We start from the raw sequence: 26339 nt of genomic DNA on the forward strand, positions 1-26339 counted from the left end.
TCTATTTTACAAATTCATTAACGCTCTTGAATACAAAAATACTCTTGTAACTTTTGTATTTTCGTAAAAACTACTAAACATATATGGATTTAAACTTCAATAAAAACGAAGATCATAATAAACTCTTAGTCTCTTCTCTTAGACACAAACTCGCAAAAGTGTATTTAGGCGGAGGCGAAAAAAGAATTGCCAAACTACATGCTAAAGGAAAATTAACTGCAAGAGAACGTATTGATTACCTTCTTGATACGGATACTAAATCTATCGAAATCGGTGCCTTTGCTGGTGAAGACATGTATCAAGAACACGGTGGTTGTCCTAGTGGTGGCGTAGTCGTAAAAATAGGATACATTAGTGGTAAACAGTGTATCGTAGTAGCTAATGATGCTACAGTTAAAGCTGGGGCTTGGTTTCCTATTACTGGAAAGAAAAATTTAAGAGCTCAAGAAATTGCTATCGAAAATAGATTACCAATCATTTATCTTGTAGATAGTGCTGGTGTGTATTTACCAATGCAAGATGAGATTTTTCCAGATAAAGAACATTTTGGTAGAATTTTCAGAAACAATGCTGTGATGAGCAGTATGGGTATCATACAAATCTCTGCTGTAATGGGTAGTTGTGTTGCTGGTGGTGCTTATTTACCTATCATGAGTGACGAAGCCATGATTGTAGATAAAACTGCTAGTATTTTCTTAGCCGGAAGCTATCTAGTTAAAGCTGCCATAGGTGAAACTATTGATAATGAAACTCTAGGTGGAGCTACAACACATTGTGAAATCTCTGGCGTTACCGATTATAAAGCTATAGATGATAAAGATGCACTTGATAAAATCAAAAATCTAATGTCCAAAATTGGAGATTTTGATAAAGCTGGTTTTAATCGTGTTTCTCCTAAAAAGCCTCTTAAAGATCCTAAAGAAATTTACGGTATTTTACCTAAAGCTAGACATGAACAATATGATATGATGGAAATTATCCATCGTATGGTTGATGATTCTGATTTTGAAGAATACAAAGCTGGTTATGGACAAACTATTATTACTGGATATGCTCGTATCGATGGTTGGGCTGTAGGTATTGTAGCCAACCAACGTAAAATTGTAAAAACCAAAAAAGGAGAAATGCAGTTTGGTGGTGTGATTTATTCTGATTCTGCAGATAAAGCTACTCGCTTTATAGCTAATTGTAATCAAAAGAAAATTCCGTTAGTATTCCTTCAAGATGTTACTGGTTTTATGGTTGGTAGTAAAAGTGAACATGGCGGAATCATTAAAGATGGTGCCAAAATGGTAAATGCGGTTAGTAATAGTGTTGTACCAAAATTCACTGTAGTTGTAGGTAACTCTTATGGAGCTGGAAATTATGCTATGTGTGGTAAAGCCTATGACCCTAGACTTATTTGTGCTTGGCCAAGTGCCGAACTTGCCGTAATGGGTGGTGCACAAGCAGCCAAAGTATTATTACAGATTGAAACTGCTTCTTTAAAGAAAAAAGGAGAAGAACTTTCTCCAGAAGATGAAAAAGCTTTATTTGATAAAATCAAAGCAAGATATGATAAGCAAATTTCACCATATTATGCTGCCGCTCGTATCTGGACAGATGCTATCATTGATCCTATGGAAACACGTAATTGGATTTCTATGGGTATTGAAGCTGCTAACCACGCTCCTATCGAAAAACCTTTTAATCTAGGAGTAATTCAAGTTTGATTTTGAATCTTTTTATAAAATATAGGAAAAGGCTTGAAGTATAAACTTCGAGCCTTTTTTTATGAATTATTATCTAATTTTGCTTACTAAACAATGTAATGGTATAATCAAGTAATTCTGTTCCTCCACTTTTACCGTGACCCGGAATAACAATTTCTAATTCTGGAAACGATGATTTGATCTCAGCTACAGTCTTAGGCCATGCTGTTACATTAGCATCGCCTAAATACCCTTTACTGGCTTTTACAGATTTAATTAAACATCCACCAAAGAGCGTTTTTTCTTCAGGAATATATCCTACTATATTATCTGGAGTATGCCCTGCTCCAAAATACTGTGCATATACTGGTTGTCTTCCTATCTTTAATGATAATTTATCATCAAAAACCTGTTCTGGTAAAGTCTCGACCTTATTTTCTTTTGCTAGTGCTATTGTTTGTTTGGTAGCATAAGAAGTTGCTCCTATTTCATGAAATTCTTGCAATCCTCCTAAACAATCTGTATGGTAATGCGTTACTACAACAGCCTTAATTTCTTTTTGTTGGTTTGCTGTTATCCAAGTTATCAATTCCTTTGAAGTTTTATTATCTGTAGGCGTATCAAAAACGATTGCTTCATTTTCATTTATATAAACCATTCCGTTACATGCAACCTTACCAAAATCATCAGTTTTTAAATATGAAATATGCATAAATACATTATCGCTAAGCTGCTTGATTTTTAAATTTTCTGATTCATAACTATAAACCTTTTGTTTTTTTGATGCACAACTATTACATATTATTAATAGTGCTAATAGAGATATTATTCTGCTCATAAATCAATTTTTGATTGTTATTTGAATTATTAATGTGTTTATAAGTTTCTTATTATTTTATTTTTTTCAATAGCTTTTTAGCTTCTCTAATACCACTAAGGTATGCTCCATGTACTGTACCTCTATAAGCCTTTATAGTATGCTCTCCTGCAAAGAAAATTTTATTTTTAATAGGTTTTTTAAATACGTCATAAGCTGCACTTCCTGATATTTTATCAGGGAAAGAATATGCTCCATAACTGTATTTATTATTATTCCATTTAGTTCTTAAAAAATGTCTAGGTTTTGGGATTTCTTTTCCATAAATAGTTCTAAGATGTACTATCATCTCCTCTATTAATTGTTCGTTAGTCATCTTTTCTGTCTCAATAGCATAGTCTCCAAAAGCAAATGTCATTAATGCATTAGCTTCAGTAAACTTTTTTACATTTAAAAAATAATTGAATTTTCCTTTTTCTACTGGCGTGTATCCTATGTATTGTACATCTTCATCCCAGAAAGCTTTATCCCACACTAAAAGAAATTTATTAACTGATCCCATTTCCAAATCATCAATTGCTTTTTGGGTTTCAGCAGGCAAACTAGGTTTAAACTCTATTTTTTTCTTTTTAAGAACTCCTAATGGCACTGTTACCAAAACTTTTTCAGCAGAAAAGTCACCTCGATTTGTTTTTATTATCACATTACTTTCTCTATAGTCTATACTTTCGACTACAGTATTAAATCTAATATCAATATGATGAGCTAAATAATCAGTTATCTTATCATAACCATTGGTAATGATTAAATCCTCTCCTTTAAATGCTTTATCATCATAAAAAGATGTGGAACTTAATTTATGGATATCTCCTCCTGTATCAAACTCTAAAAAAGCCGATAGCATATATGTCCATAGACGGTTTTCCTTCAGATTAGGATGCATCTTATAAAAGATATCTGCAAAACTTTCTCCTTGTTTTCCTTCTACTTCATCAAGAAAAGTATTATACCTTTCTTCTGCATTATTCAGTATTCTCTGATTGTATATTTTACCATCTTTGTCATAAGTTTTGATATTATCATCATTAGTCAAAAAGGTTTTTGTCCCAGCCTCTTTAGCTAACTTAGTTATAGGATTTTTTTTTGGTCCATGAATCCAACTTGCTCCTTCATCAAACGCAATTCCTAAACTTCTATCTGTTTTAAGTCTACCTCCAACTTTGGCTTGTGCTTCAAGAATTATTGGATTATATCCTTTTTTCTTTAAATAATGAGCAGCACTAAGTCCAGAGATTCCTGCACCTACTATAACGATTTGTTTCTTTTCTTTGATTATTGCTTTTTGTTTCAAGACACTACATGAACTCATTATTATCAATAACATTATAGATACAATCTTTTTCATTTGCACATTATCTATTTTTAATTGAGAAACCTTTATTATGAATAATAGTTATCCCATCTTTTTAATAATCTAGATTTTATAGTTTCAATTTCTTTATCATTTAGTATCTCTTTAAAATTCTCTACCCTAGAAACGATATAGTCTAAATACAACTCTTTTGATCCATCTTTTAATCTATAATTAACATTTTCCCAAACATCAAATTCTTCATGAATAGCTTTTATAAACTCTTCTCTGTTCTTTTCTTTCTGAAGATACACTGTTAATCCTCCTTCAAGCATTTGTTGAAATTGATCTGTTCCTGCTTGACCTATACAACTTATATTTCTTGCTATAGCTAAACGAATCGTCTCTTTACTCCAACCATAAGTCTCAATCAACTCTCTAATATGCCAAATCTGCTCGGCCTCATGATCTAGATCATTTGTTTTTAAAAAATTAATATATTCTGGTATCCATTTCTCATCTTTTCTTACCAGAGCCATTATAGCATGTGTTCCTGCAGGATGTGATTCATAATCTTCGCTTTCTGGAAGCCAAATCCTAGTACCTTCTTCTCCATCTGCTGTTACATTACAATATTCTATAATCAATGGAGCTAATTCTTCATGTTCAGCTACTTCTTTAAAAAACTGTTTTTCATCTAATGCTAATATTCTTTCATCTTGTTTATAGTTTATCCTAAAACTAATTTCTTCTACTGTATTATCATTGTGAAATCTGGCATTAGCTTTTTCATCTGGAAAAGCTTTTTTAATTTCTTTAACCGTCGAAATATGCATCTCCAAAATTGACCTAAGATCTTTTATAGTTAATTCAAGAGTAGAAACATCTTTATTTATTATTTTTTCGAGCGTTAACTCTTCTCCTGTATAATCAGCACCTTTATATCCAAAAGCTTTATATTGTATATTAATTGTATTCATTTTGATTCTTTATTATTTGCTTACTTAAACTTACTCTTTTTTCAGTTTTAAAAAACTCATTTATTAGCTGAAACACTAATCATACTTAGCAAAACATACAGATAATAAACTTGTAAAATTAACTTATTTACAAATTTCTATAATCTTTATAACGCTACTTTAACTTTTAAAAGTACAGTTTAACACTGAGTCAAAAATGGTTTGTTTTACATTTTCTTTCATAGAAATATTATTTATCAAAAAATCATAAAATTTTAAACAAATTACTTTAAAATTTATGTGTATTTTTATATAAACATCATTCTAATTGGCTCAACATAAAAGACATATACTTTATTTTCTTTTTATATTTATTATACCTTTCTATGTCGTATCTCAAGAGTTAAATTTAAGTTCAAATAATCGTTTTGAATCGCTCCTTAAAACTTCTAAGGAAGCTAACTTAAGTACCAAAGAACGTTCTTATTTTGCACTAGAAGCGCTAAAAATAGCTGAACAACAAAATAATCACCAAAATAAAGTCAAAGCATTACATAGCTTAGGTATTATTAATTTAAGTACTGGTAATTTTGGTAAATCATACAGTAATTTAAATGAAGCTTTACAACTTCTAAATACAGAATCCATTACAAATTTTGATCCCAAAGAAAAAGCTATGCTTTACAATTCGGCTGGGATTGCTTTAAAAAATATTAGTATTAATCATAAGGCTCTTGACTTCTATCAAGAAGCATTAAAAATTATAGATTCTATACAATGGAAAAAAGGTAAATCCATGGTTTACAATAATTTATTTGAATTATACTTTATAAAAAAAGATTTACCAAAAGCATATCAATTTCTTTCTCAAGCACATAAAATTAATCAAATAGAAAAGGATAGTACACTTTTATTTGATACTACAAATAACCTTATACTTTACCATCTAAATAGAAACTCGGATTCTGTTGATATCTATATTAAACAAGCAATAGCTTTAAGCGAAAAGTCAAATGATAATTATAACGAATCTTTCTTGTTACACAACTTAGGTAGTTTTTATGTAGAATACAATGATTTTGCAAAAGCAAGAACTTATTTAAATCAATCCTTATTGATCTCTAGAGAAAATAATTTTCAAGAAATCATTGCTCAATCACTATATGCTTATGCTAAGTTATTTTTTAAAGAACAGAATTATACACAATCTTTTTCTTATTTAAATCAAGGTAAAGCTATTTGCGAAACATTAAATATGCCTTATTTAAACGTTAATTACTTAAATCTTGAAAGCGAGCTTTATGCTCAACAAAAAAATTATAGTGCAGCATTTAATGTTCTTAAATCAAAAAACGATCTTGCTGATTCATTACAATATAGTGCTCAAATTGCAAAGAGTAATCAATTAGAAGCTTTTTACAATAATGAAATCCACATGTTTCAAAAACAATTATCCTTAAAACAACTGGAAGTTACAAAAGGTAATGATCGCTTCTATTTATTATTGGGTATAACTATTTTGTGTCTAGGATTACTCACTCTAGGGTATAGTATTTTCATTATACAAAAGAACAAGCAATTAAAACATAAAAATGAGATCATTTCACTCCAAAAAGAACGTGAAATGCAATTAAAACTAGATTATAAAAATCGTCAATTGACAACTTTATCCATTGGTAAGATTCATGAAAAAGAATATTATAACGAATTAGTTGATGGACTTAATGCTATTATCTTTTCTAAAATTCCGCTTCAAACCAAACAAAAACTGATCTCTTTAAGAAACAAAATTACTAACGAAAATTCTCATGATGTTTGGAGTAATTTCAAAACACTCTTTGAAGAAATACATCCTACCTTTTATGACAACCTTTTAGCTAAACATCCTAACCTAACTTCTAATGATTTAAAACTATGTGCTTTTATTAAATTAGGTTTTAATACAAAAGAAATTGCTTCTATTGCTCATAAAAGCATTCGTACTATTGAGTCTTCAAGATTAAAATTGAGAAAAAACTTCAATTTACCTTCAAATACACGTTTAGGTAATTACATTAAATCAAATTTTTAAAACACTGAAAATCAATTAATTAAAATAAACGGGGTATTTATTACGTAGCCTTTTTTAGCTCATCAGTAATGATACCGTAGCATCAAACAACAAAAATTTCATTTTGCATTTTAACTTTATTTCAGTTCTTAAAAACAAGCATTATGAAATCATTTTTTACATTATTCCTTTTCTACTTTCCTTTATTAATATTTTCTCAATGGCATACAGACACATCTATAAACACCTTAGTAGTCAGTACTGAAACTGATGATATGAAATCAATTCTTACTTCTAATGGTGAAACTATTGTTGTTTTTTGGAAATCTGTAGCTCCGCCAATTAATTATGAATTACGAATGCAAAAACTTAATATTGATGGTACACAGACATTGGGACCAGAAGGTGTTTTAATAAGTAATACCATTCCTATGTCAACCTTCACAGCTATATGGTCCTTATCCATAGATACCTCTAATCATATCTATATCGGATTAACTGGTACTGATGATGATTCAGGTTATGTTTATAAAGTAGATACCAACGGAAATAATCTTTGGGGAGCCTCTGGTATTTCTTTAGGATCAGGCCATATAGTTACTACAAAACCGTTACAATCTGGAGATCTTGCTGTCACATGGATTTCATCAAATGATAAAACAAAGCTGCAAAAATATTCACCATCTGGGTTGCCTATATGGTCTACTAATGTAGAAGTCACTTCCGGTACTAGTAATACCGCTCCAGCCAACCTATCTGAAAACTCTAATGGAGAAATTACTATTCTATTTCATACCTTTAATTATGGTATTAACTCTACACTTTGGGCTCAAAAATACAGTACTACTGGTACTCCTACCTGGGCGAATCCAACACAATTGTCTGATAAGACTACTGCTTTTAATAGGTCTTATAGTGTAACTCAAGATGGTGATATTATTTATCTAGGTTATTATGCATCTTCAAATAATAGATTTGATGCTTATGTTCAACGACTCGATCCTAATGGATCTTTACCATGGGGTATTAATGGTATGGATGTTGACATTAATCAAACTAGCTTTGAATTAGATACACGAATTGCTCATGCATCTGGTTCTTCATATATCTGGTCAATAACTACTTATACCGATATCAACCAATCAATGCGTGGTGAATATGTTCAAAAATTCGATAAAATTACTGGTAACAGATTATTTACAGATAATGCAAAAGAAGTTTTCGCTATTGATAATGATCAAAATGTTCACGTTGATCAATTGCTTCTAGTTCAAGATCAGCCTTTATTCCTGCATAAAAGCGGTATGGATAATGGTGCTACTCCTGTTACTCTAGGGTTGGTTTATCTAACAAGTTATGGAGATTTATCCGAAGATTTGTCTTCTATCCCTCTTGCTACTTATATAGCTCCTAAAAAACGCTATCAATTAAATAGATTTGATAACCAAGTTATTATTACGTTTATTGAAGATAAGGGAGATGGCAAAAAAATATATGCTCAAAATTTTAATGATGCTACTTTAGGCATAGAAGATATTATTAATACCAAAAGTAACTTAATATACTTAAATCCTTTTAATGATACTTTTAATCTAGAAAGTTCTACTCTTCTTAAATCAATTGTTATCTATGATACTACAGGACGTCCTATTTTAAGAGATAATGCTATTAATGCTACTAGATTTTCTATCAACACCTCTTTTTTATCACACGGAATCTATTTTGCTAAGGTTTTTTCTGAAAATAACATAACCGAATCAATTAAACTTCTTAAGGTTGATTAGCAACCAAACCTGTTAGTTTTATAGTTAGTTCATTTTACTCAAAAAGAGTCAATCATATTTTAGTACTATTTCGTTCCCATTCCCAGAGAAATTAAATATCATTGACTCTTTTTATTTTCAAAACTGTTTTCATTAAATAAAAAAAGCTTCACAAATATGTGAAGCTTTTTGAGCGGGAGACCGGGTTCGAACCGGCGACATTCAGCTTGGAAGGCTGACGCTCTACCAACTGAGCTACTCCCGCGATTGGTATTGCGGTTGCAAAGATAAGACATCTTTCTCGTTTTTTCCAAATAAAAAAGTCGTTTTTTCACTAGATTTTTTATTCGAAATCGCAATACACTTATATACAATATGTTATTTATATTTTAAATTTAGTAATTAAATTCACGCTATACTTTTGATGCAGAGAGTTCTTTATATCTAAGGCTAAAATCTTCTTGTTTCTTACATTATAAAATTAGAATTGCTTAAATTCTAATTTTATAATAATCTTCTTAATATTCATTAACCATTTATAGCTATACTTCGTAATCTATAACATATCAACTCATTAATTATATATCTCCTTTTTTATAAAGTTCTTTTTATATAATTCAAATTGCAATTATAAATTATAGGGTTTTAGCCTTTTCACTGAGACTACTAATTCTAAAAAAAGTCAATTCTTTAAAATACTATTCACAAATAATTTTAAATCTGGTAATACTTCTTTTTTAAACCAAGGATTCTTTGCTTGCCATATATTATTTCGTGGTGATGGATGTGGTAATACGTAATAATTAGGCAAATATTCTTTATAATTTTTGACAGATTCGGTTAGTGTTCTCTTTAGTCTATCTCTTAAATAATATTTTTGGGCATAATTTCCTATCAATATTATCATTTCAGGATTTTTAATCTTTTCCATCAATTGTTCATGCCATAAAGGTGCACATTCTTTTCTAGGTGGTAAATCTCCAGTCTTCCCTTTTCCTGGATAACAAAATCCCATAGGTATTAGTGCTACAAGTTTAGGGTCATAAAATTGTTCTTTAGTTATTCCTAACCATTCTCTTAAATTATTTCCACTTTTATCATCCCAAGGTATACCACTCTTGTGCACAGCAAGTCCTGGAGCTTGACCTATGATAACTATCTTACTATCCTCATGGGCAGATACTACTGGATTTACTCCTAAATCCAGGTTTTCTTTACATACCTCGCACTTTTTTATTTCTTGTAATAATTTTTTCACACTCTTTTTATTCTTAAAGATAAAAAAGAGTTGTCCTTAATAAAACAACCCTTTTAAAATTCATTTTTAAACTAACCTTATTTAGTTTTAAGCGAACTCCAATTTTTATTCGCTGTGCTTACTAATTTTGATTTGTTTTTTTCTGCTTTCCACAATTGCATTGCATCTACTTCTACATCATTTAAAAATAAATAATATGTTCCGTTATCTACTATAAATTTATTTGGATCTATTCTGAATTTAGCCCCTGCATAAATTCCAAATGCACAATATCCTCCATATGCTGGCATGTATTTTTCTGGATTCTTTTCGAACTTCTTCTTTTGTTCTTTCGAAGTAAAGTAATATGCTATACCTTCATGTATACTTTTATATTCTTTAATTCCTCTTTGAGCTAATCCTAAATCTAAATAAGATACTGGGCTATATCCTTGTAATCCTATTTTACTATCATCAATATTATTTGCTTTTTTATTTTGTGCAAAAATTCCTGTTGCAAAAAATAATGCTATGATTACTGCTAAGCTGTGTTGTTTTAAATTTTTCATTTTTCTTTTTTTATGCGTTAAAATATTCTTCGTTAATTACCTCTCCTTTATCATTCCATATTCTACGAATGATTTCATGCCAGTAAATTTTGGAATTATCTTTCATATCAAAATCGAAAGTAAATTCTGAAGCGGATACATTTCCATCTACTATTGTATGATGGTGTGTTATTCCATTTACTTTGGCTATGGCTCCTGCAAAACCTTGCATTTTTTCTACCATTTGTGCTTTGTTTGAAGTAGTTACATTGTTATAGTCTGAAGTTGTTGCTTCTTCAGCAAAAAACTGTTTTACTGCATCTACGATAGCGCCTTGTGATACTATGCGATCCATTTCTTGTACGCGTTCTTTTACATTGCTCATATTTTATTTTGTTTTGATTAGTAAAATATTACAATGCAAAGATGCGACTGAAGTCTATTTATTTTAGTACAAAAAAGACGCTACCTATTGTACTTTTTTAAGATGTATTCTGTAGGGGTAACTCCTACTTGGTGTTTAAAAAACGAAGAAAAATGATTAGGTTCTTCAAAACCTAGTTCGTGAGCTATCTCATGTATACTCACATTTTTGTTAAGCGATTCTTTTGCGCTATTGATAAGTTCTGTCCTTATTAATTGTCCTAAAGGTATATTGATTTTTTGCCTTACTTTTTTAGAAAGTGCCTTAACACTCATATTCATCTTATCTGCATAAAATCCTAGAGAATGTTCTTGTTTGTGATATAGGTGTAATAATTCAATAATATTTTGCATAAAAACATCTCTATTTTTATAATCAAAACTTGTCCTAAACTCATTAGGAGTAACTCCTATTTTATTTTTAAAAACCCTATTAAAATACGCTGGATCTTTATATCCCTTATCATAAGCTATTTCTTTAATACTCTTATCTGTAAAAGCAATATCTTTTTTACTTTCAACCAACTTTTTTCGTTGGATCATGGTATTAATAGTAATTCCCAGTTTATTTTTTATAAGGTGATTTATATTATATCCACTATTTTGTATTGCCGTAACAAGTTTATCACTATTGATGTTATTTCTATATTCAACATCAATAATGTCTTTTATATCAAAAATTATTTGGTATTCTTCCTTTTTAGCTTGAAATGGATTTTGCCAATACCATTGATCTGTAGAAATATCAATAATCGAACTTACATCATTAGAAAATACCGAGTTAGATAAATATTGCTTACACTTCTCACATTCATCAAAATTGATGTATCCCAGAGATATTAAATGCTTAAATAATACTCTAAAATCATTCGATTTAAATAGTTCTTCTGATGGGAATTCAATTCTCATCACATCAAAATCATCTGATAAGAATTTAATATACTGCCCTTTGGATAAATAGATAGCTTTATCTTGCCAATCCAAGAACGTTTCAAAATCTACTTCTATAGCACCACTACCCGATCGTATGGCTATTAAAGTATAATTCTCAATAAAATATACTTTGTTTATCTCTGCTTTAAAATGCTCAACCATGAGATGAGTCTTTGTATTAATTTAAGTAACTATAGAAATATGTTCTTCTTTATTTTCTATATATGTAAAATATGCAGCTCCAAATACTGTAATAACAAAGTATACGGCAACAAAAAAGGTTGCTATGGTACTAAAAGCATTTAGTCCAAACCAATCTTGTGTATAAAAAATCATTCCTACACCTAATAATCCTCTTAAAAGCTCTACATAAAACGCATATTTTACTCCATCCATTAGTGATGTATATCCATAAATACCCAAGAAAATGATTCCTCCATAAATTAATAGATTATTAAACGGAATATTGGCGTAATTATAAAACATAAACATCATTAAAGCTGTAGCTACAACCAAATGTAGTATAGACCAATAAATTAATAATCGAGAAGGTGTCGTATCATACTTCTGTAGTTTATATGGATCTTCTATAATTGCTATCGGATATTTTTCTTTTACATCTGCAGGTCTCCACCCTGTAGGCATAAACCAAATACGAATCTTATCTAGATAATTCTTAGTACGCCACGCATCTTGCAATAAACGCCAAAAATGCTGAAAGTTAATCAAAATTGGATTCCAAGTAGCTGCTGGTTTTAATACACCATAAACTGGCGGTACTTCATCCAATTCTTCTTGAAATGTCCCAAACATTCGATCCCATATACAAAATATAGGAGCCAAATTCTTATCTATATATTCTTCATTAATTGCATGATGAACTCTATGTTGAGATGGCGTCACAATAATATATTCTAAAAAACCTAATTTTCCTATATGTTTTGTATGATACCAGAACTGGGCGAATAAATGAATTGGAGTTAAAGTTGCAATTACATTATGCGGTATTCCTACCAAAGCAGCAGGTATTAATAATAAAGGTACATATCCTATAATATCAGAAATAGATTGACGCAATGCACATGCTAAATTAAACTCTTCACTACTGTGATGAATAACATGCTGATTCCAGAAATAATTTATTTTATGGCTTAATCGATGATTCCAATATCCTGCAAAATCTATTGCTATAAAAGCTACTACATATACTGCCCATGTCTCTTTTATTTCATAAATAGCCAAATGCTCTAATAAATATGGATACGAAACAATAATAAAGACGATACCTAACGAATCAAAAATTATACTAGTTAATCCCGAACTTAAACTTGAAATAGTATCCATAGGCCTATGCATTTGTTTTTTTACAAAATGTCCATAACCTACTTCCATTAAAACTAAAAGGATAAAGAAGGGAATTGCATATAATAATGCCTTTGCGTATAACTCCATAAATTCAGTATTTAAAGCCTAAAATACTATATTTAACATTATTTTTCTAATAAAAAAGGAAAAACACTGCCATAAATTGAAGATTATTAAATATTTCTTCATGTATTCTCTTTATACTCCGCTTCAAGAATCTCTACCATTTTTTAATTTAAAACCCTTACACAATTCACCATAATCATCTGTATAAAAACACATTACCTTAAATTATATTTTTTATACTTGTTAAAAATTGGTACCTTACAATCAGTAATCAAAATTTTAAATTATCTAATCATGTTAAAAAACATCTTAAACTTAGAAAACGTAAAGCGTCTTGAGAAAAATGAACAACGTGTTATTTCTGGAGGAAATTCATGTAATGAGTATTGCCAATTGAATTATGATCTTAGTGATTGCCCTCCTCCTCCTTATGGAATTGAGATCATGTATCACCCTTGTTGTCTTTTATTAGTAGATGAAAATGTTTGTTAATTTATAAATCATTTTACTCAATTATTCTAATCATTTAAATCTATATTCATGTTAAAAAACATTTTAAATCTTAACGGAATTCAAAAGCTTAATAAGCAAGCTCAAGCTACTATTAACGGTGGAGGCTTAACCTGTGATCATCAAGAGAATGTAAGACACTGTGCTTCTATAGACTATCCAGCATGTCCATCTCAAGATTTTCCTCCTACGGTTATGCATTATTGCTGCCTTGTTGAATTCGGTCTTGATGTTTGTATTTAATACTAGTCAATTTTTAGAATCTTAAAACTTTTAATCATGTTAAAAAATATTTTAAATCTTAACGGAATTCAAAAGCTTAATAAACAATCACAAGCTAGTATTAATGGTGGTTCTTCTTGTTATGACGAAGATTTTGAACGCAATTGTATGATGTCTGACATTCCAGAATGTCCTAATTATCCAACATCTAACATGCATCCGTGTTGTTGGATCATATTAGATCCTAATTATTGTCACTAATAATCTAAATTTATATAAAAAGGCTAATTCTTGATAATTAAGAATTAGCCTTTCATTTATATAGTTGTTTAATTATGTGCTAATACATCATCTGTAATTCTTCTCTAATTACTTCTTTTAATTTTCCATATTCCATCTTATATAAACGATCAGCTACATTAAAATATTGATCATCATGTGTTATCGCTATAATTGTTTTATCTTCTTCATTAATTAACCATGGTAAAATTTCTTTATAGAATTTCTTTCTAAAGTAAGGATCTTGATCTGCTGCCCATTCATCTAAGATTAATATATCTCTATCTTCTAACAATACCGAAATCAAGGCCAATCTTTTACGTTGTCCCATAGATAAATCAGTGGTAGAAAAACCATGATTTTCGTATTTAACCTTATCATTAATTTCAAAAATCTTAAAATACTCTTCGATTCTATCTTTATCTATATAATCAACACCATAAAACTTATCAAAAAGATGAAAATCACTAAAAATCGGAGCCATTTGTTGTTGTCCGAATATCCGAAACTGTTCTGGTTTAATTTCTTTTCCATTAAAGCTTACGCTGCTCATTTCAGCTTTATAAATTCCTAATATCGAATTGATAAATGTAGTTTTTCCGCTACCATTTCCACCATAAATAAATATCAATTCATTTCTTTCTAATCTAAAATCAATTGGTCCTACAACAAAATTTTCATTTTTACGCTCATGTGTATATTTAACATCTTTAATTTCTATATTCTTAAAGTCTGGTAAAGGTTGTGTTAACAGGTTTACAGTACTCTGCTCCACTGCTAAATCTTTAGAAATCCCAATAATTTTATCTGTAGCTATATTCGCTCTTGATAAAGTTCCAGAAAGGCTAATGATCATTTCTAATGGCTTGATTAAAAATAGGAATGCTACTGCAAAACTGATGATTACTTCTCTCTCGCTAGGAAATACTTTTGGGAAGGCTATCAACAAAATTCCTAAAAAGCAAAATGATAAAGTACTCGCTAATATAGACGTTACCGATATCTTGGTCAAAGCACTTACCTTATTTCCATAGACCTCTTCTACATTTGCAGTCGTTAGTTCTTCTAGTTCTTTGTTTTTATGCGAAAAAATACTCAATTCTTTAAATCCATCTAGTATCTGATTCAAAAGACTTACAATTCCATCCTGAAGATCTCTTGCTTTCTCTAATTGAGGATATGCTATTTTAAAGATCATTACGAACATAGATACACCTCCTATGATAATTCCGAAGGTCAATATCAACAGCTTCCATGATAACATTCCCATGTATACTAAACATGAGATAACCGTTGCTGTCGAAACTATAACATGTACTAATAAGACTAAACTTTCTGATATGATATTGATATCACTAGAAAATGCAGTGTAAATATTATCTCTAAAAGTCGATACTTTTTTGAAATTTGATTTTGTCAATAAGGTATTAAAGATTTTCTTTTTCATCCCTACCATCAACTTTTCTGATGCCTGAATCAATCCTCTAAAAAAGATGATATTAAGACACACATATCCTACTATGGATAGGGCATAAATAGCGGCATTGGCTCCTGTTGGTTCGATTGCTTCGTTAATCAAACCATTCACTTGACTGATAATATAGGTACTTAAGAGTCCTGTAATCGCTCCTAACGAAAATAAGAGACTTAATTTTAATCTGTTGGTATGTTGAAATAAAAATTTAATGATTTTCATCTAATGATCTTTTATGGGTGTAAAACAGTTTCTTGTTCTTTTAAATGGGTTATAATTTGTTGTACAAAAGGTTCTTGAAGCATTGATAAATGCGCTCCTTCTACTTGAATTTCAATTGGTAATAACTTACTAGCTTGATACCAACGATTGGTTAAATCTAGGGTTTCATTTTGTGCGGTTTGATATAATTGAATCGGTATTGCTTTTATTAGTTCTTTATATTTTGGATCGTACGTTTGTGCTGCATGTGTATGTTTGATATGTAAAGCAATAAAACGCTTGAACACAGTTCTATTGATATATGCCATATTTTGTTCCTGAATCTGATCATACACTACATCCATTTGTTCTTCAAAAGTTTTGCCTTTGAGAAGGGTTGCTTCTATCGGTTGTACTTCTTCTTGCTGATAATACGCTGCGATTAACTGATACATTTCTAGAAGATGCGTTTCTCTTGAATACTCTTCTGAAACGGTCGTTACCGCATCGGCATAAGGTTCTCCATCAAAAATAACCAATTGTGCTACTTCAAATCCTTGGTTTTGTAATTGATAGGCCATTTCGTAAGCCACCTTACTTCCGAAAGAGTATCCAGCCAAATGATAAGGTCCTTGTGGATCTATTTCCTGTATTTCTTTGATATATTGTGTTGCAATAGCTTCTACTGTTTCCAAAATAGGAGCATCGTTTTCTAATCCTTGAGCTTTGCATCCATATACTTTATACGCTTCTTCAATTCCTTGGGCTAATGCATAAAATGAAACAATATTTCCTCCCGCTCCTGGTATACAAAACAGCGATTTTTCTTGATGCTTATCTGTATTCATCAAAGTAATTGTTGTAACTATTGCTTCCTCATTGTCATCAATTACGTTCGTTATAAAACTTTTAATGGTTGGAAATTGAAACAATTGAGAAACTACAAATTCCTGTTCTAACGCAGTATTCATTTTTGCAATCAATCGAATCGCTAAAAGTGAATGTCCTCCCAATTCGAAGAAATTAGAATGAATTCCTACTTGTTCGTATGCTAAAACTTCACTCCAAATGGTTGCTAACTTCTTTTCTATCTCAGTAATCGGTGCTTCATATATAACATCTTCTGTTACTGATGCTACAACTTGTGCTGCTAATTGCTTTCGATTTACTTTTCCGTTAGCCAACATCGGAAACTGATCCATAAACACAAATGCCGACGGAATCATATATTCTGGTAATCTAGTTTGTAAGGCTTCTTGAAGTTCCTTTTGCGTAATCGAATTAGAATTAATAACATAGGCTATCAATCGTTTTTGATCTGCATCCGTCAATACAACAGCTTGTTCTACACTTTCGTTCGATACTAAGGCATTTTCTATCTCGCCTAATTCTACTCTAAATCCTCTTATTTTTAATTGATGATCTTTTCTTCCTATAAATTCAATTTCGCCATCTACAGTCCATTTTACCAAATCTCCTGTTCTATACAATATTGCATTACTTTGGTATGGATTCGCTATAAATTTCTCCTTTGTTAATTCGGGTAAATTCAAATATCCTTTGGCAAGTCCTATTCCAGAAATGCACAGTTCACCAATCACGCCTGTGGGAACAAGTTCTAAAGCATCATTCAGAACGTATACGTCATCACTACAAAAGGGTTTTCCTAACGTTATGTGATTTGACTCTATATCTATAGGTTTTAAAAGCTTTCCTATCGTAGCCTCTGTAGGTCCATAATGATTGTATACTTTACATGCTGCATTAGCTTCTCGAATACGCTCTATAATATCCTGACTCAAAGCTTCTCCTCCAAAAATCAAACTATGCTTTGGTAGCAAAATCTCTCCTCCTTCTTGCAATGCTTTCCAATGTGATGGAACAATCTTCAGACTATCCAACTTAGCTCTTTGTAAAGCTTTAACATTCATAATTTCGTCTTCATCAAAAATGCATAAGGTTCCTCCACAAACAAAGGCAGAAAATAAAATGGTATTTCCTAAATCTGCGGCTATCGATGATACTAATCCAAATCTTTTTCCTGCTGCGATATTGGTATTCGAAATAATTCCGTGGCAATAATCTGTGATTGCTCGATGCGAAATCATAGTTCCTTTTGGATTTCCCGTTGTTCCTGAAGTATAGATGATATAAATTATATCTTCTGGATCTATCTGAATCGTTACAGGTTCTTTACTAACAGTTTTTAACGCTTCTTGTGTTACCGAAAGACATATAATATCTTTATTAAAATACGCTTCATATTTAGACATTGTTACCACCACTTTCGCTCCTGTATCATTTAGCATATAATCGATACGCTGCTGCGGAAATTTAGGGTCTATTGGCACATAAGCTGCTCCAGCCTTTAGAATTCCCAGCAATCCAACCATCATATCTACAGAACGATCGATACAGACGGGCACTAAACTGCCTTTTGTAATTCCTTCAGCTTTTAATGCATGGGCAACCTGATTAGATCGTTCGTCTAATTCTTGATAGGTCAATTGTTGCCCTAAAGCTTCTACAGCTATGACATTAGGTTGCGCGATTGCTTTTGCCGTAAATTGTGCTACAAATGTTGTTTCTTCAGTTGCTTTTGTAATTACTGACGAACTGAAATTTAACAATTGTTGCTTTTCAGCTATAGTCACCATTGGTAAAGCATCTATAGCTTTTTCAGGTGAATTGAGTACTGAATTGAGTAGATTTTCAAAATGAACGCCTAATCTTTCGATAGTACTTTTCTTAAATAAAGCTGTATTATAATTCAGTTGAATAGCTAATGTTCCATCTATCTTTATTACCGTACAACTCAATTCGTATTTTGCTGTAGCATTTTGAGTTGCTATTACCTCAACTTCATGCGTTCCAAATTGAATACATTCTACTTGCTCGTTATTCTGTAATGTAAATAATGTTTGGAAAATTGGTGTTCTCCCTCGATCTCTAGTAGTAACTACTTGCTCTACAATTTTCTCAAAAGGTACTTCTTGATGTGCATAGGCATCCAAAATCGTAGCTTTTACCAATCTTAAAAGTTCTTCGAACGTTTGTGTACCTTCTATTTGGTTTCTGACTGCTATAGTATTGACAAAGAATCCTATCAATCCTGCAACTTCTTCTTGTTCTCTATTGGTAATCGGACTTCCTACAGTGATATCTTTTTCACCTGAATAGCGATATAATAACACTTTATAGATTGTTAAGAGCGTCATATATAACGTAGCTTGCTGCCCTTGTCCAAAATCTTTTAATGCTTGAGTAGTTTTTGCATCTATTGTAAAAGTATGATTAGCACCTTTATTCGTTAAAAGCTTTGGTCTCGAATAATCAATAGGTAACGACAAAGCTGTATTTCCTTCTAATTGTGTTTTCCAATAGTCAATTTTATGAGATAATTGTGTAGCATCCAAACAATTTCGCTGCCAAGCACTGTAATCTGCATATTGAATAGCTAACGGACTTAAATATGCTTCCTTTTCATTTATAAAAGCTTCTAGTTCTTTGATAACAATCGGTAAAGACCAACCATCGGCAGCAATATGATGTGCTACTAAGACTAGCACATTTGTTGTTTCGTTTAGTTGTAAAATATTGGCTCTTAACATATAATCTAAAGCTAAATCGAAAGGCTTAGCTATCACTTCTTCGATTATAGATTCCAAGTGATCATCCGTCACAGACTGTTGCTCTAATTTAAAATCCTGAGCTGTTTGAATTTGCTGATAAACTCCGTCTTCATCTTCAATATATACCGTTCGTAATACTTCATGGCGAGCCATCACCTGCTTTAACGCTTGCTCTAGTTTCGAGATTTCTAAAGTTCCTTTTATCTTCAAAACTCCTGGAATATGATACGCTATACTGCCTTGTAATTGATCCAAAAACCATAAACGTTCTTGCATAAACGATAACGGGATACGTTGTGTTCTATCAATACGCACAATCGCTGCAGCTGTTCCTGTTTCTTGCTGTTCGATATAAATCGCCAACTTCTGAATCGTATCTTTTTCGAAAACGGTTTTGATATGGATTGGTATGGCAAAATCTGATTTGATTCTAGCTACCATTCGTACCGCTAAGATCGAATGTCCTCCTAGCTCAAAGAAATTACTTGTTGTGCTTACTTGCTCAAGATTCAATAATTCGCTCCATAAAGCTGCTAGTTTTTCTTCTATCTCATTCTTAGGCGCAATATATTTTATTTCGTCTATATAGTATTCTGGTTCTGGTAATTGTTTTCGATCTACTTTACCACTGTGATTTAGCGGAAATCCCTCTAATATCACATATTGACTTGGTTGCATATAACTAGGAAGCTTTTCTCCTAATTGCTGTTGTAATACCTGAACATCTTTTACAGCTTGTCCAACTACATAGGCTATTAAACGCTTAGTTCCTATTTCATTCTCTTTTACAATCACAATGGCTTGTTCTACTTCTTGAATACTTTCTAAAGCCGCTTCAATTTCACCTAACTCTATTCGATATCCTCTAATTTTTACCTGTGCATCTTTTCTACCAATATATTCAATCGTTCCATCAGGTAACCATCGTGTTAAATCTCCTGTACGGTATAATTTTGCTCCTTGCTTAAATGGATGTGCTACAAATTTTTCAGCTGTTAATTGTGCTCTATTCAGGTATCCTTTTGCTAATTGCTGCCCTCCAATACACAATTCGCCTGTAATTCCTAAAGGTTGCTGTTCTCCTTGTCCATTAAGAATCAATAATTCGACATTATCAACTGGTTTTCCAATAGGAACATGTACTGTTTCGGCAGCCAACGGTGTGGTATCAAAATAACTGCTATAAATGGTAGCTTCTGTAGGTCCATAAATATTTTCTAACGAAGCTTTCAATCCTAATTTTCTATAATTCAGAATCAATTCCATAGGCAGTTTTTCTCCTGCCAACATCACGTATTTTAAACCACTTGCTTTCTCTATTCCGATCTGTTCTAATTCTTCTATAAATACCGAAAATAAGGACGGAACTAGATTAAAGTGTGTTATCTTTTGTGTTGCAATAGTATCAATCAACAACGGAATGTCTGTAGTACCTCCTTCGGGTAAAATTCCTAAACTTCCTCCTTGATGAATCCACCCAAATAATTCGTAGATCGATACATCAAATGTAAAAGTCGTTTTTAATAACAAACGATCCGAAGCTGTCACTGGATATCGACGATTCATTCCTTCTAATAAGGCTTGTAATGATTTGTATTGAATCATTACTCCCTTTGGTTTCCCCGTTGTTCCTGAAGTATAAATCACGTATGCTAATTGCTCTGGAGATACTACTCTATCAACTTTTGTCGAAGGAGTATTTTTTAAAGTTTCAGTTATATCTTCAAATACAATAGTTCGACAAGCTTTACTTTCTACTATGGCTTGGTATGCTGTAGTTGTAATCGCTAAACTAGCAGCGGTATCTTCTAGGATATACTGTATACGTTCTTGTGGTAATTTAGGATCAATAGGAACATAGACAGCTCCTGCTTTTAGAATTCCGAAAATGCAAAAAACTGCCTCAAGAGATCGCTCCATACATAAAGGCACAAAGGTTTCTTGTTCAACTCCATTTGCGATCAAATAATTTGCAATTTGCTTCGAACGTTCTTCTAGTTCACGATACGTAATTTCTTTCTCTTCAAATACCAATGCAATAGCTTCAGGCTGTTTGCTTACTTGTGCTTCAAATACGTCTATTATCGTCTTTGAAGTATCATATTCTAAAGCTTCAAAAGAGAATTCGTTTAATTCTTGAATTTCGTTTTGGCTAAGCATTGCTAAACCACCTATCTCTGCATTGGGTTGCGCTATTACTGCATCGATCAATTGTTCAAAATGCACTCCCAAACGCTCTATCGTTTTAGCTACAAATAATTGTGTATTGTATTCTAATGTTACTTCTAAATGATCTGCTTGCTCTGTTACGCTGACACTCAATTCAAATTTAGCAGTATTTGATTCAGCAGTTACCATCGTAATTTCACTTTCGCCTAACTGCAAGCCTTCCACTGCTTCATTGTTCTGAACCGTAAATAAAGTTTGAAAAATAGGGCTTTGACTTTGATCTCTATGCTTAACAACTCTATCTACAATTTTCTCGAAAGGTACATCTTGATGCGCATAGGCTTCTAATGTTGTATTTTTTACCTGCTGTACTAATTCCGAAAAACTTTGAGTTCCTTCTACTTGACTTCTTAAGGCAATCGTATTGACAAAAAATCCAATCAAACCTTCTATTTCTGGTTGTTCCCGATTAGCGATTGGACTTCCTACCGTAATATCACGCTCACCAGAATATCGATACAGCAAGACTTTGTAAAGGGTCAACAAGGTCATAAATAAAGTTGTTCCTTGTTCTTGACTCATTTGCTTTAACTGCTGAGTTTGTTCTTTGGAAATAGTAAAACTATACGCAGCTCCTTTATTTTGTAAAGCAATCGGACGCTTATAATCTGTAGGAATCGCCAAAGGAGTAACTCCTTTTAATTGCTGTTCCCAATATGCTATTTTTTGTGCTAATCGATCTCCCGATAAATAGTTGCGTTGCCAAATGCTATAATCCGCATATTGTACGGCTAAAGGTGTTAACGGAAGTTCCTTTTTATTTTTTATACTCTGATAAGCAGCTTCTAATTCTTTTACAAAAATCGGAATCGACCACCCGTCTGAAGCGATATGGTGCAAGACTAATACCAACAGATGTTCTTCTTTTTTAAGCTCTAGAATTCCACTACGCAACATATAGTCTTTGGATAAATCAAAAGGCTGTTCGATTATCTCTTTTATATAGATCTCTTCTTGTGTACCTACGTTAAACGATGTTGTATATGCTTTTGCTGTTTGAATATATTGATAGCCTTTTCCTTCTTCGGTTTGGATAAAAGTTCTTAAACTTTCATGTCTGTCTACTAGCAATTGTATCGCTTTCGCTAAAGCATCCGTATCTAATGTTCCTTTAATTCTTAAAATGGCAGGAATATGGTATGCTGTGCTTCCTTGCAATCGATCTATAAACCATAATCGCTCTTGTGTGAATGATAATGGTATTCTTTCAGGTCTTTCTGAAACCGTAATTGTTTCTATCCCTTGATTTCCTTGATGTTCGATCCATTTAGCTAAATGCTCCAATCTTGGATATTGAAAAACATCTTTAACATTTAATTGCTTTTCGAATGTAGTTCGAATTCTAGAAACCAATTTCACTGCTAATAAGGAATGGCCTCCTATCTCAAAGAAGTTATCATTTTTCCCTACCTGTGCCACTCCTAGTAATTCTTGCCATATTGCTGCTAAAGCTTTCTCTGTATCCGTTGCTGGAGCTACATACGTTTCTTGATTGCTACTTCCTACTGCTGGAGATGGTAAACGTTTTCTGTCTACCTTTCCATTGCCACTTAAGGGCATTTCGGATAAACTTACATAGTATTTTGGTACCATGTATTCTGGCAACAACATACTCAATTGTACCATTGCAGCTTGCTCTTCAAAAACTCCTTCATTCACTACATAGGCAACTAATTGTTTGTTTCCTGGAGTAATTTCTTTGGCTACTACTACTGCTTGTTGTACGGTATCTTGTTCTTCTAGTAAAGCTTCGATTTCTCCTAATTCTATACGGTATCCTCTTAACTTTACTTGATTGTCTTTTCTTCCTATGTATGCGATACTTCCATCAGCATTCCAACTTGCTAAATCCCCTGTCTTGTATAATCTTCCACCCGAGTTAAAAGGATCTTCTAGGAATTTCTCTTTTGTTAAATCCTCTCTATTTAGATACCCTCGCGCTACTTGGATTCCGCCTATGCATAATTCTCCTGCTACGCCTATGGGTTGTGGCTCTAATGCATCATTCAAGATATGAATCTGCGTATTGGCTACTGGGTATCCTATACTTACTTGATTTTCTATCTCAGTCGTTGTTAAATCGATCGACGTAACATCAATCGCTGCTTCGGTTGGACCGTATAAATTGTGTATTTGTATCGTTGGTAATTGTTCCCTAAAACTCTTTACCATACTACTCGTTAACGCTTCTCCACTACAGACTACATGTCGTAAACTCGTACATAATTTTGAATCTACATCTTCTAAGAATATCGATAGCATGGACGGTACAAAGTGTATGATCGTTCCTTGCTCTTTCGCAATCAATTCTTGTAAATACAATGGATCTTTGTGTCCTTCTGGTTTTGCAAATACTAACTTACATCCTGTTACCAATGGCATTGTCAATTCCCATACCGATACATCAAACGTATAGGTCGTTTTTTGTATAATAATATCCTCTGTAGTAATTGCTAAATCATCTTGCATCCACTTGAGTCGGTTACGCAATCCTTGGTGTTCACATAAAACTCCTTTAGGTCTTCCTGTCGTTCCTGATGTATATATTACATACGCCAATTGCTCTGGAGCTATGGCTGCTACCTCAAATTCTTTGGATTCTTCCTCAAAAGTTAACGTGTCCAACGTTATCACTTGGATTTCTTTACCTTCAAATTGAGTAGCAAATCGCTCTTGCGTCAATACTATTTTTGCGGCTGTATCTTCCAAAATATACCCAATACGATCTGCCGGAAACATAGGATCTATCGGTACATACGTACCTCCTGCTTTTAGAATTCCTAGTATTCCGATAAGCATCTCAAACGAACGCTCTACACTGATCGGTACTAAGGTTTCTTTGGTTACTCCTTGTTTTCTTAAATAATTCGCAAGTTGATTCGTCTTTTGATCTAAGATTTCAAAACTTATGCTTTCTCCTTCAAATACCACTGCTGTAGCTTCTGGTCTTGAGGCTACTTGTTTTGCAAATTCTTCTAATAGATTTTCTACTTCAGGATATGCTGTAGTTGTAGCATTAAATCCTGCTATTTGTCCCTTTTCAGCTTCACTTAAAATCGCTAATTGATCAATTTTTTCTTTTGGGTTGTTCAGTATCGCTGCTACTAAATATTGGAAATGTGCTCCCAATCGCTCTATACTCTCTGGCTTGAAAAGTCCTTGGCTGTATTCGATATTTACAATTAAGCCCTGACTGCTTTCCGAAATTTCTAAACTAAGATCGAATTTAGAGGTTGTTGTTTTTGTTGGAAGGATTTCTATTTGGCTTTGACCTAAAGTTACTTCTCCTACAGCTTCATTATTTTGTAATGTCAGCATTGTTTGAAAAACAGGAGTCTTGCTCTGATCTCTTTCGCTAACAATACGATCTACAATCTTCTCAAAAGGTACGTCTTGATGCTGGTATGCAGATACTGTTGTTTCTTTTACTTGTTGTAGCAAGGATTCGAAACTTTGAGTGCCTTCTACTTGACTTCGAATCGCGATCATATTGACAAAAAAGCCAACTAACCCAGAAAGTTCTGCTTGTTCTCTATTCGCAATCGGACTTCCGATCGTAATATCATTTTCTCCACTGTATCTGTACAACAAAATTGCATAGATACTCATTAAACTCATAAATAACGTACTGCCATTTTCTTGACTTACTTTCTTTAATGCGGCAGTGGTTGTGGCATCTATACTAAATTGGTGATTTGCTCCTCGCGTATCCTGAATTGCAGGTCTTACATAATCCGTCGGTATTGCTAAAGGTGTATTGTTGCTCAATTGCTGTTCCCAATACGCAAGTTTTTCTTCTAATACCGTTCCCAAAAGGTATTCTTTTTGCCATAAACTGTAATCGATATACTGAATCGGCAATTCTGGAATCACTGCTTTTGTATTAGAAATGGCTGCAGTGTAATACACTTCTAATTCTTTTACGATAATCGGAATCGACCATCCATCGGACGCTATATGATGTAATACTAGTACCAAAATATGCTCTTCTGCAGCTATTGGTAGCAAATGCGCTCGCAACATATAATCTGATCCTAAATCAAAAGGCTTTGTTAGTGCCTTATCGATACTTTTTTCTACAATATCTGTAGAGATTTCCTCTTTATCTAATTGGAAATCATCTGCCGAAATCACTTTTTGATACGGTTCTCCTTCTATTTCGGTAAAGATAGTTCGAAGACTTTCATGACGTGCTACTATTTGACGCAATGCAGCTTCGAGCATCGGTATTTCTAGAACACCTTTTAATCGTAAAACTCCTGAAATGTGATACGAACTCGATCCTTGCAATTTGTCTATAAACCACAAACGTTCTTGTGCATACGACAATCCAAATTCTTGAGTGGATGAGCGATCAACTTTCTTGATTTGGGGAATTAATTTCTGTTTGTTTTTTGCTTCTTGTGCTTGCAAGAAAGCAATCAATCCTTGCTTATGCTTTTTAAGGACTGGGAGAAAGGCTTTGTCTAAGGCAAAACCTTTCTTTATCTTAAATTTTAACTCGGTACCTTCCAAGAAAAAAGTCATTCCTTTTTTCTTGGCTTGGTACATAATTTCTATAATTTCTGTTTGCTTATGCTCCATCTTCC

Annotated in this window: 16 protein-coding genes and 1 tRNA gene; 6 read left to right on the forward strand and 11 right to left on the reverse strand. The window is 32.4% G+C overall.

Translation table 11 applies throughout. The annotated features are described in order from the left end of the window. Positions 1-83: 83 nt before the first annotated feature. Positions 84-1712 (forward strand): acyl-CoA carboxylase subunit beta, encoded by a 1629-nt coding sequence (locus ACYEKI_RS02965; protein ID WP_459209669.1) that lies wholly within the window; start codon positions 84-86, stop codon positions 1710-1712. Positions 1713-1785: 73 nt separating this feature from the next. Here the strand turns inward: ACYEKI_RS02965 and bla are convergent, their stop codons facing one another. From bla to ACYEKI_RS02980, 3 genes are read right to left on the reverse strand one after another with little or no spacing between them, the layout of a single operon-like run. Next, complete coding sequence (gene bla / locus ACYEKI_RS02970; RefSeq protein ID WP_459209670.1) at positions 1786-2529, reverse strand: subclass B1 metallo-beta-lactamase; 744 nt, start codon at positions 2527-2529, stop codon at positions 1786-1788. Between the two features lie 52 nt (positions 2530-2581). Continuing rightward, on the reverse strand, positions 2582-3913 hold the full coding sequence (locus tag ACYEKI_RS02975) for a flavin monoamine oxidase family protein (protein ID WP_459209671.1): 1332 nt from the start codon (positions 3911-3913) through the stop codon (positions 2582-2584). A gap of 35 nt (positions 3914-3948) precedes the next feature. Next, the gene (locus ACYEKI_RS02980; RefSeq protein ID WP_459209672.1) at positions 3949-4839 is read right to left on the reverse strand and encodes a hypothetical protein; all 891 of its coding nucleotides are present in this window, start codon (positions 4837-4839) and stop codon (positions 3949-3951) included. Between the two features lie 307 nt (positions 4840-5146). Here ACYEKI_RS02980 and ACYEKI_RS02985 point away from each other — a divergent pair, with 307 nt between their 5' ends. Both ACYEKI_RS02985 and ACYEKI_RS02990 read left to right on the forward strand, forming a co-directional pair. Further along, complete coding sequence (locus tag ACYEKI_RS02985; protein ID WP_459209673.1) at positions 5147-6889, forward strand: tetratricopeptide repeat protein; 1743 nt, start codon at positions 5147-5149, stop codon at positions 6887-6889. Positions 6890-7032: 143 nt separating this feature from the next. After that, entirely contained in the window at positions 7033-8652 is a 1620-nt protein-coding gene (locus ACYEKI_RS02990) for a T9SS sorting signal type C domain-containing protein (protein ID WP_459209674.1), read from the forward strand. 171 nt (positions 8653-8823) lie between these two features. On the opposite strand, the gene ACYEKI_RS02995 is transcribed toward ACYEKI_RS02990, so the two are convergent. From ACYEKI_RS02995 to ACYEKI_RS03020, 6 genes are all read right to left on the reverse strand, one after another. After that, positions 8824-8896, reverse strand: a tRNA-Gly gene (locus ACYEKI_RS02995). Between the two features lie 417 nt (positions 8897-9313). Continuing rightward, positions 9314-9889 (reverse strand): uracil-DNA glycosylase family protein, encoded by a 576-nt coding sequence (locus tag ACYEKI_RS03000; protein WP_459209675.1) that lies wholly within the window; start codon positions 9887-9889, stop codon positions 9314-9316. A 77-nt stretch (positions 9890-9966) separates the two neighbouring features. Continuing rightward, entirely contained in the window at positions 9967-10437 is a 471-nt protein-coding gene (locus ACYEKI_RS03005; protein ID WP_459209676.1) for a YHS domain-containing (seleno)protein, read from the reverse strand. Positions 10438-10447: 10 nt separating this feature from the next. Further along, entirely contained in the window at positions 10448-10801 is a 354-nt protein-coding gene (locus ACYEKI_RS03010; RefSeq protein WP_459209677.1) for a hypothetical protein, read from the reverse strand. An 80-nt stretch (positions 10802-10881) separates the two neighbouring features. Further along, positions 10882-11934 (reverse strand): helix-turn-helix domain-containing protein, encoded by a 1053-nt coding sequence (locus ACYEKI_RS03015; protein WP_459209678.1) that lies wholly within the window; start codon positions 11932-11934, stop codon positions 10882-10884. A 21-nt stretch (positions 11935-11955) separates the two neighbouring features. Next, entirely contained in the window at positions 11956-13224 is a 1269-nt protein-coding gene (locus ACYEKI_RS03020) for a sterol desaturase family protein (protein ID WP_459209679.1), read from the reverse strand. A gap of 273 nt (positions 13225-13497) precedes the next feature. Here ACYEKI_RS03020 and ACYEKI_RS03025 point away from each other — a divergent pair, with 273 nt between their 5' ends. Genes ACYEKI_RS03025 through ACYEKI_RS03035 form a run of 3 tightly spaced genes read left to right on the forward strand, consistent with a single transcriptional unit; the run spans position 13498 to position 14196 of the window. Beyond that, complete coding sequence (locus tag ACYEKI_RS03025; RefSeq protein ID WP_459209680.1) at positions 13498-13695, forward strand: hypothetical protein; 198 nt, start codon at positions 13498-13500, stop codon at positions 13693-13695. A gap of 48 nt (positions 13696-13743) precedes the next feature. Then, complete coding sequence (locus ACYEKI_RS03030) at positions 13744-13956, forward strand: hypothetical protein (RefSeq protein WP_459209681.1); 213 nt, start codon at positions 13744-13746, stop codon at positions 13954-13956. 36 nt (positions 13957-13992) lie between these two features. Continuing rightward, positions 13993-14196, forward strand: a complete 204-nt coding sequence (locus ACYEKI_RS03035) for a hypothetical protein (RefSeq protein ID WP_459209682.1) — start codon at positions 13993-13995, stop codon at positions 14194-14196. A 79-nt stretch (positions 14197-14275) separates the two neighbouring features. Here ACYEKI_RS03035 and ACYEKI_RS03040 read toward each other — a convergent pair whose 3' ends face one another. Next, positions 14276-15910, reverse strand: coding sequence for a cyclic peptide export ABC transporter (locus ACYEKI_RS03040; RefSeq protein WP_459209683.1), 1635 nt, complete (start codon positions 15908-15910; stop codon positions 14276-14278). Between the two features lie 11 nt (positions 15911-15921). After that, entirely contained in the window at positions 15922-26334 is a 10413-nt protein-coding gene (locus tag ACYEKI_RS03045) for an amino acid adenylation domain-containing protein (protein ID WP_459209684.1), read from the reverse strand. Positions 26335-26339: the final 5 nt, after the last annotated feature.

The organism is Aquimarina rhabdastrellae (assembly GCA_947387485.1).
GTDB lineage: Bacteria > Bacteroidota > Bacteroidia > Flavobacteriales > Flavobacteriaceae > Aquimarina.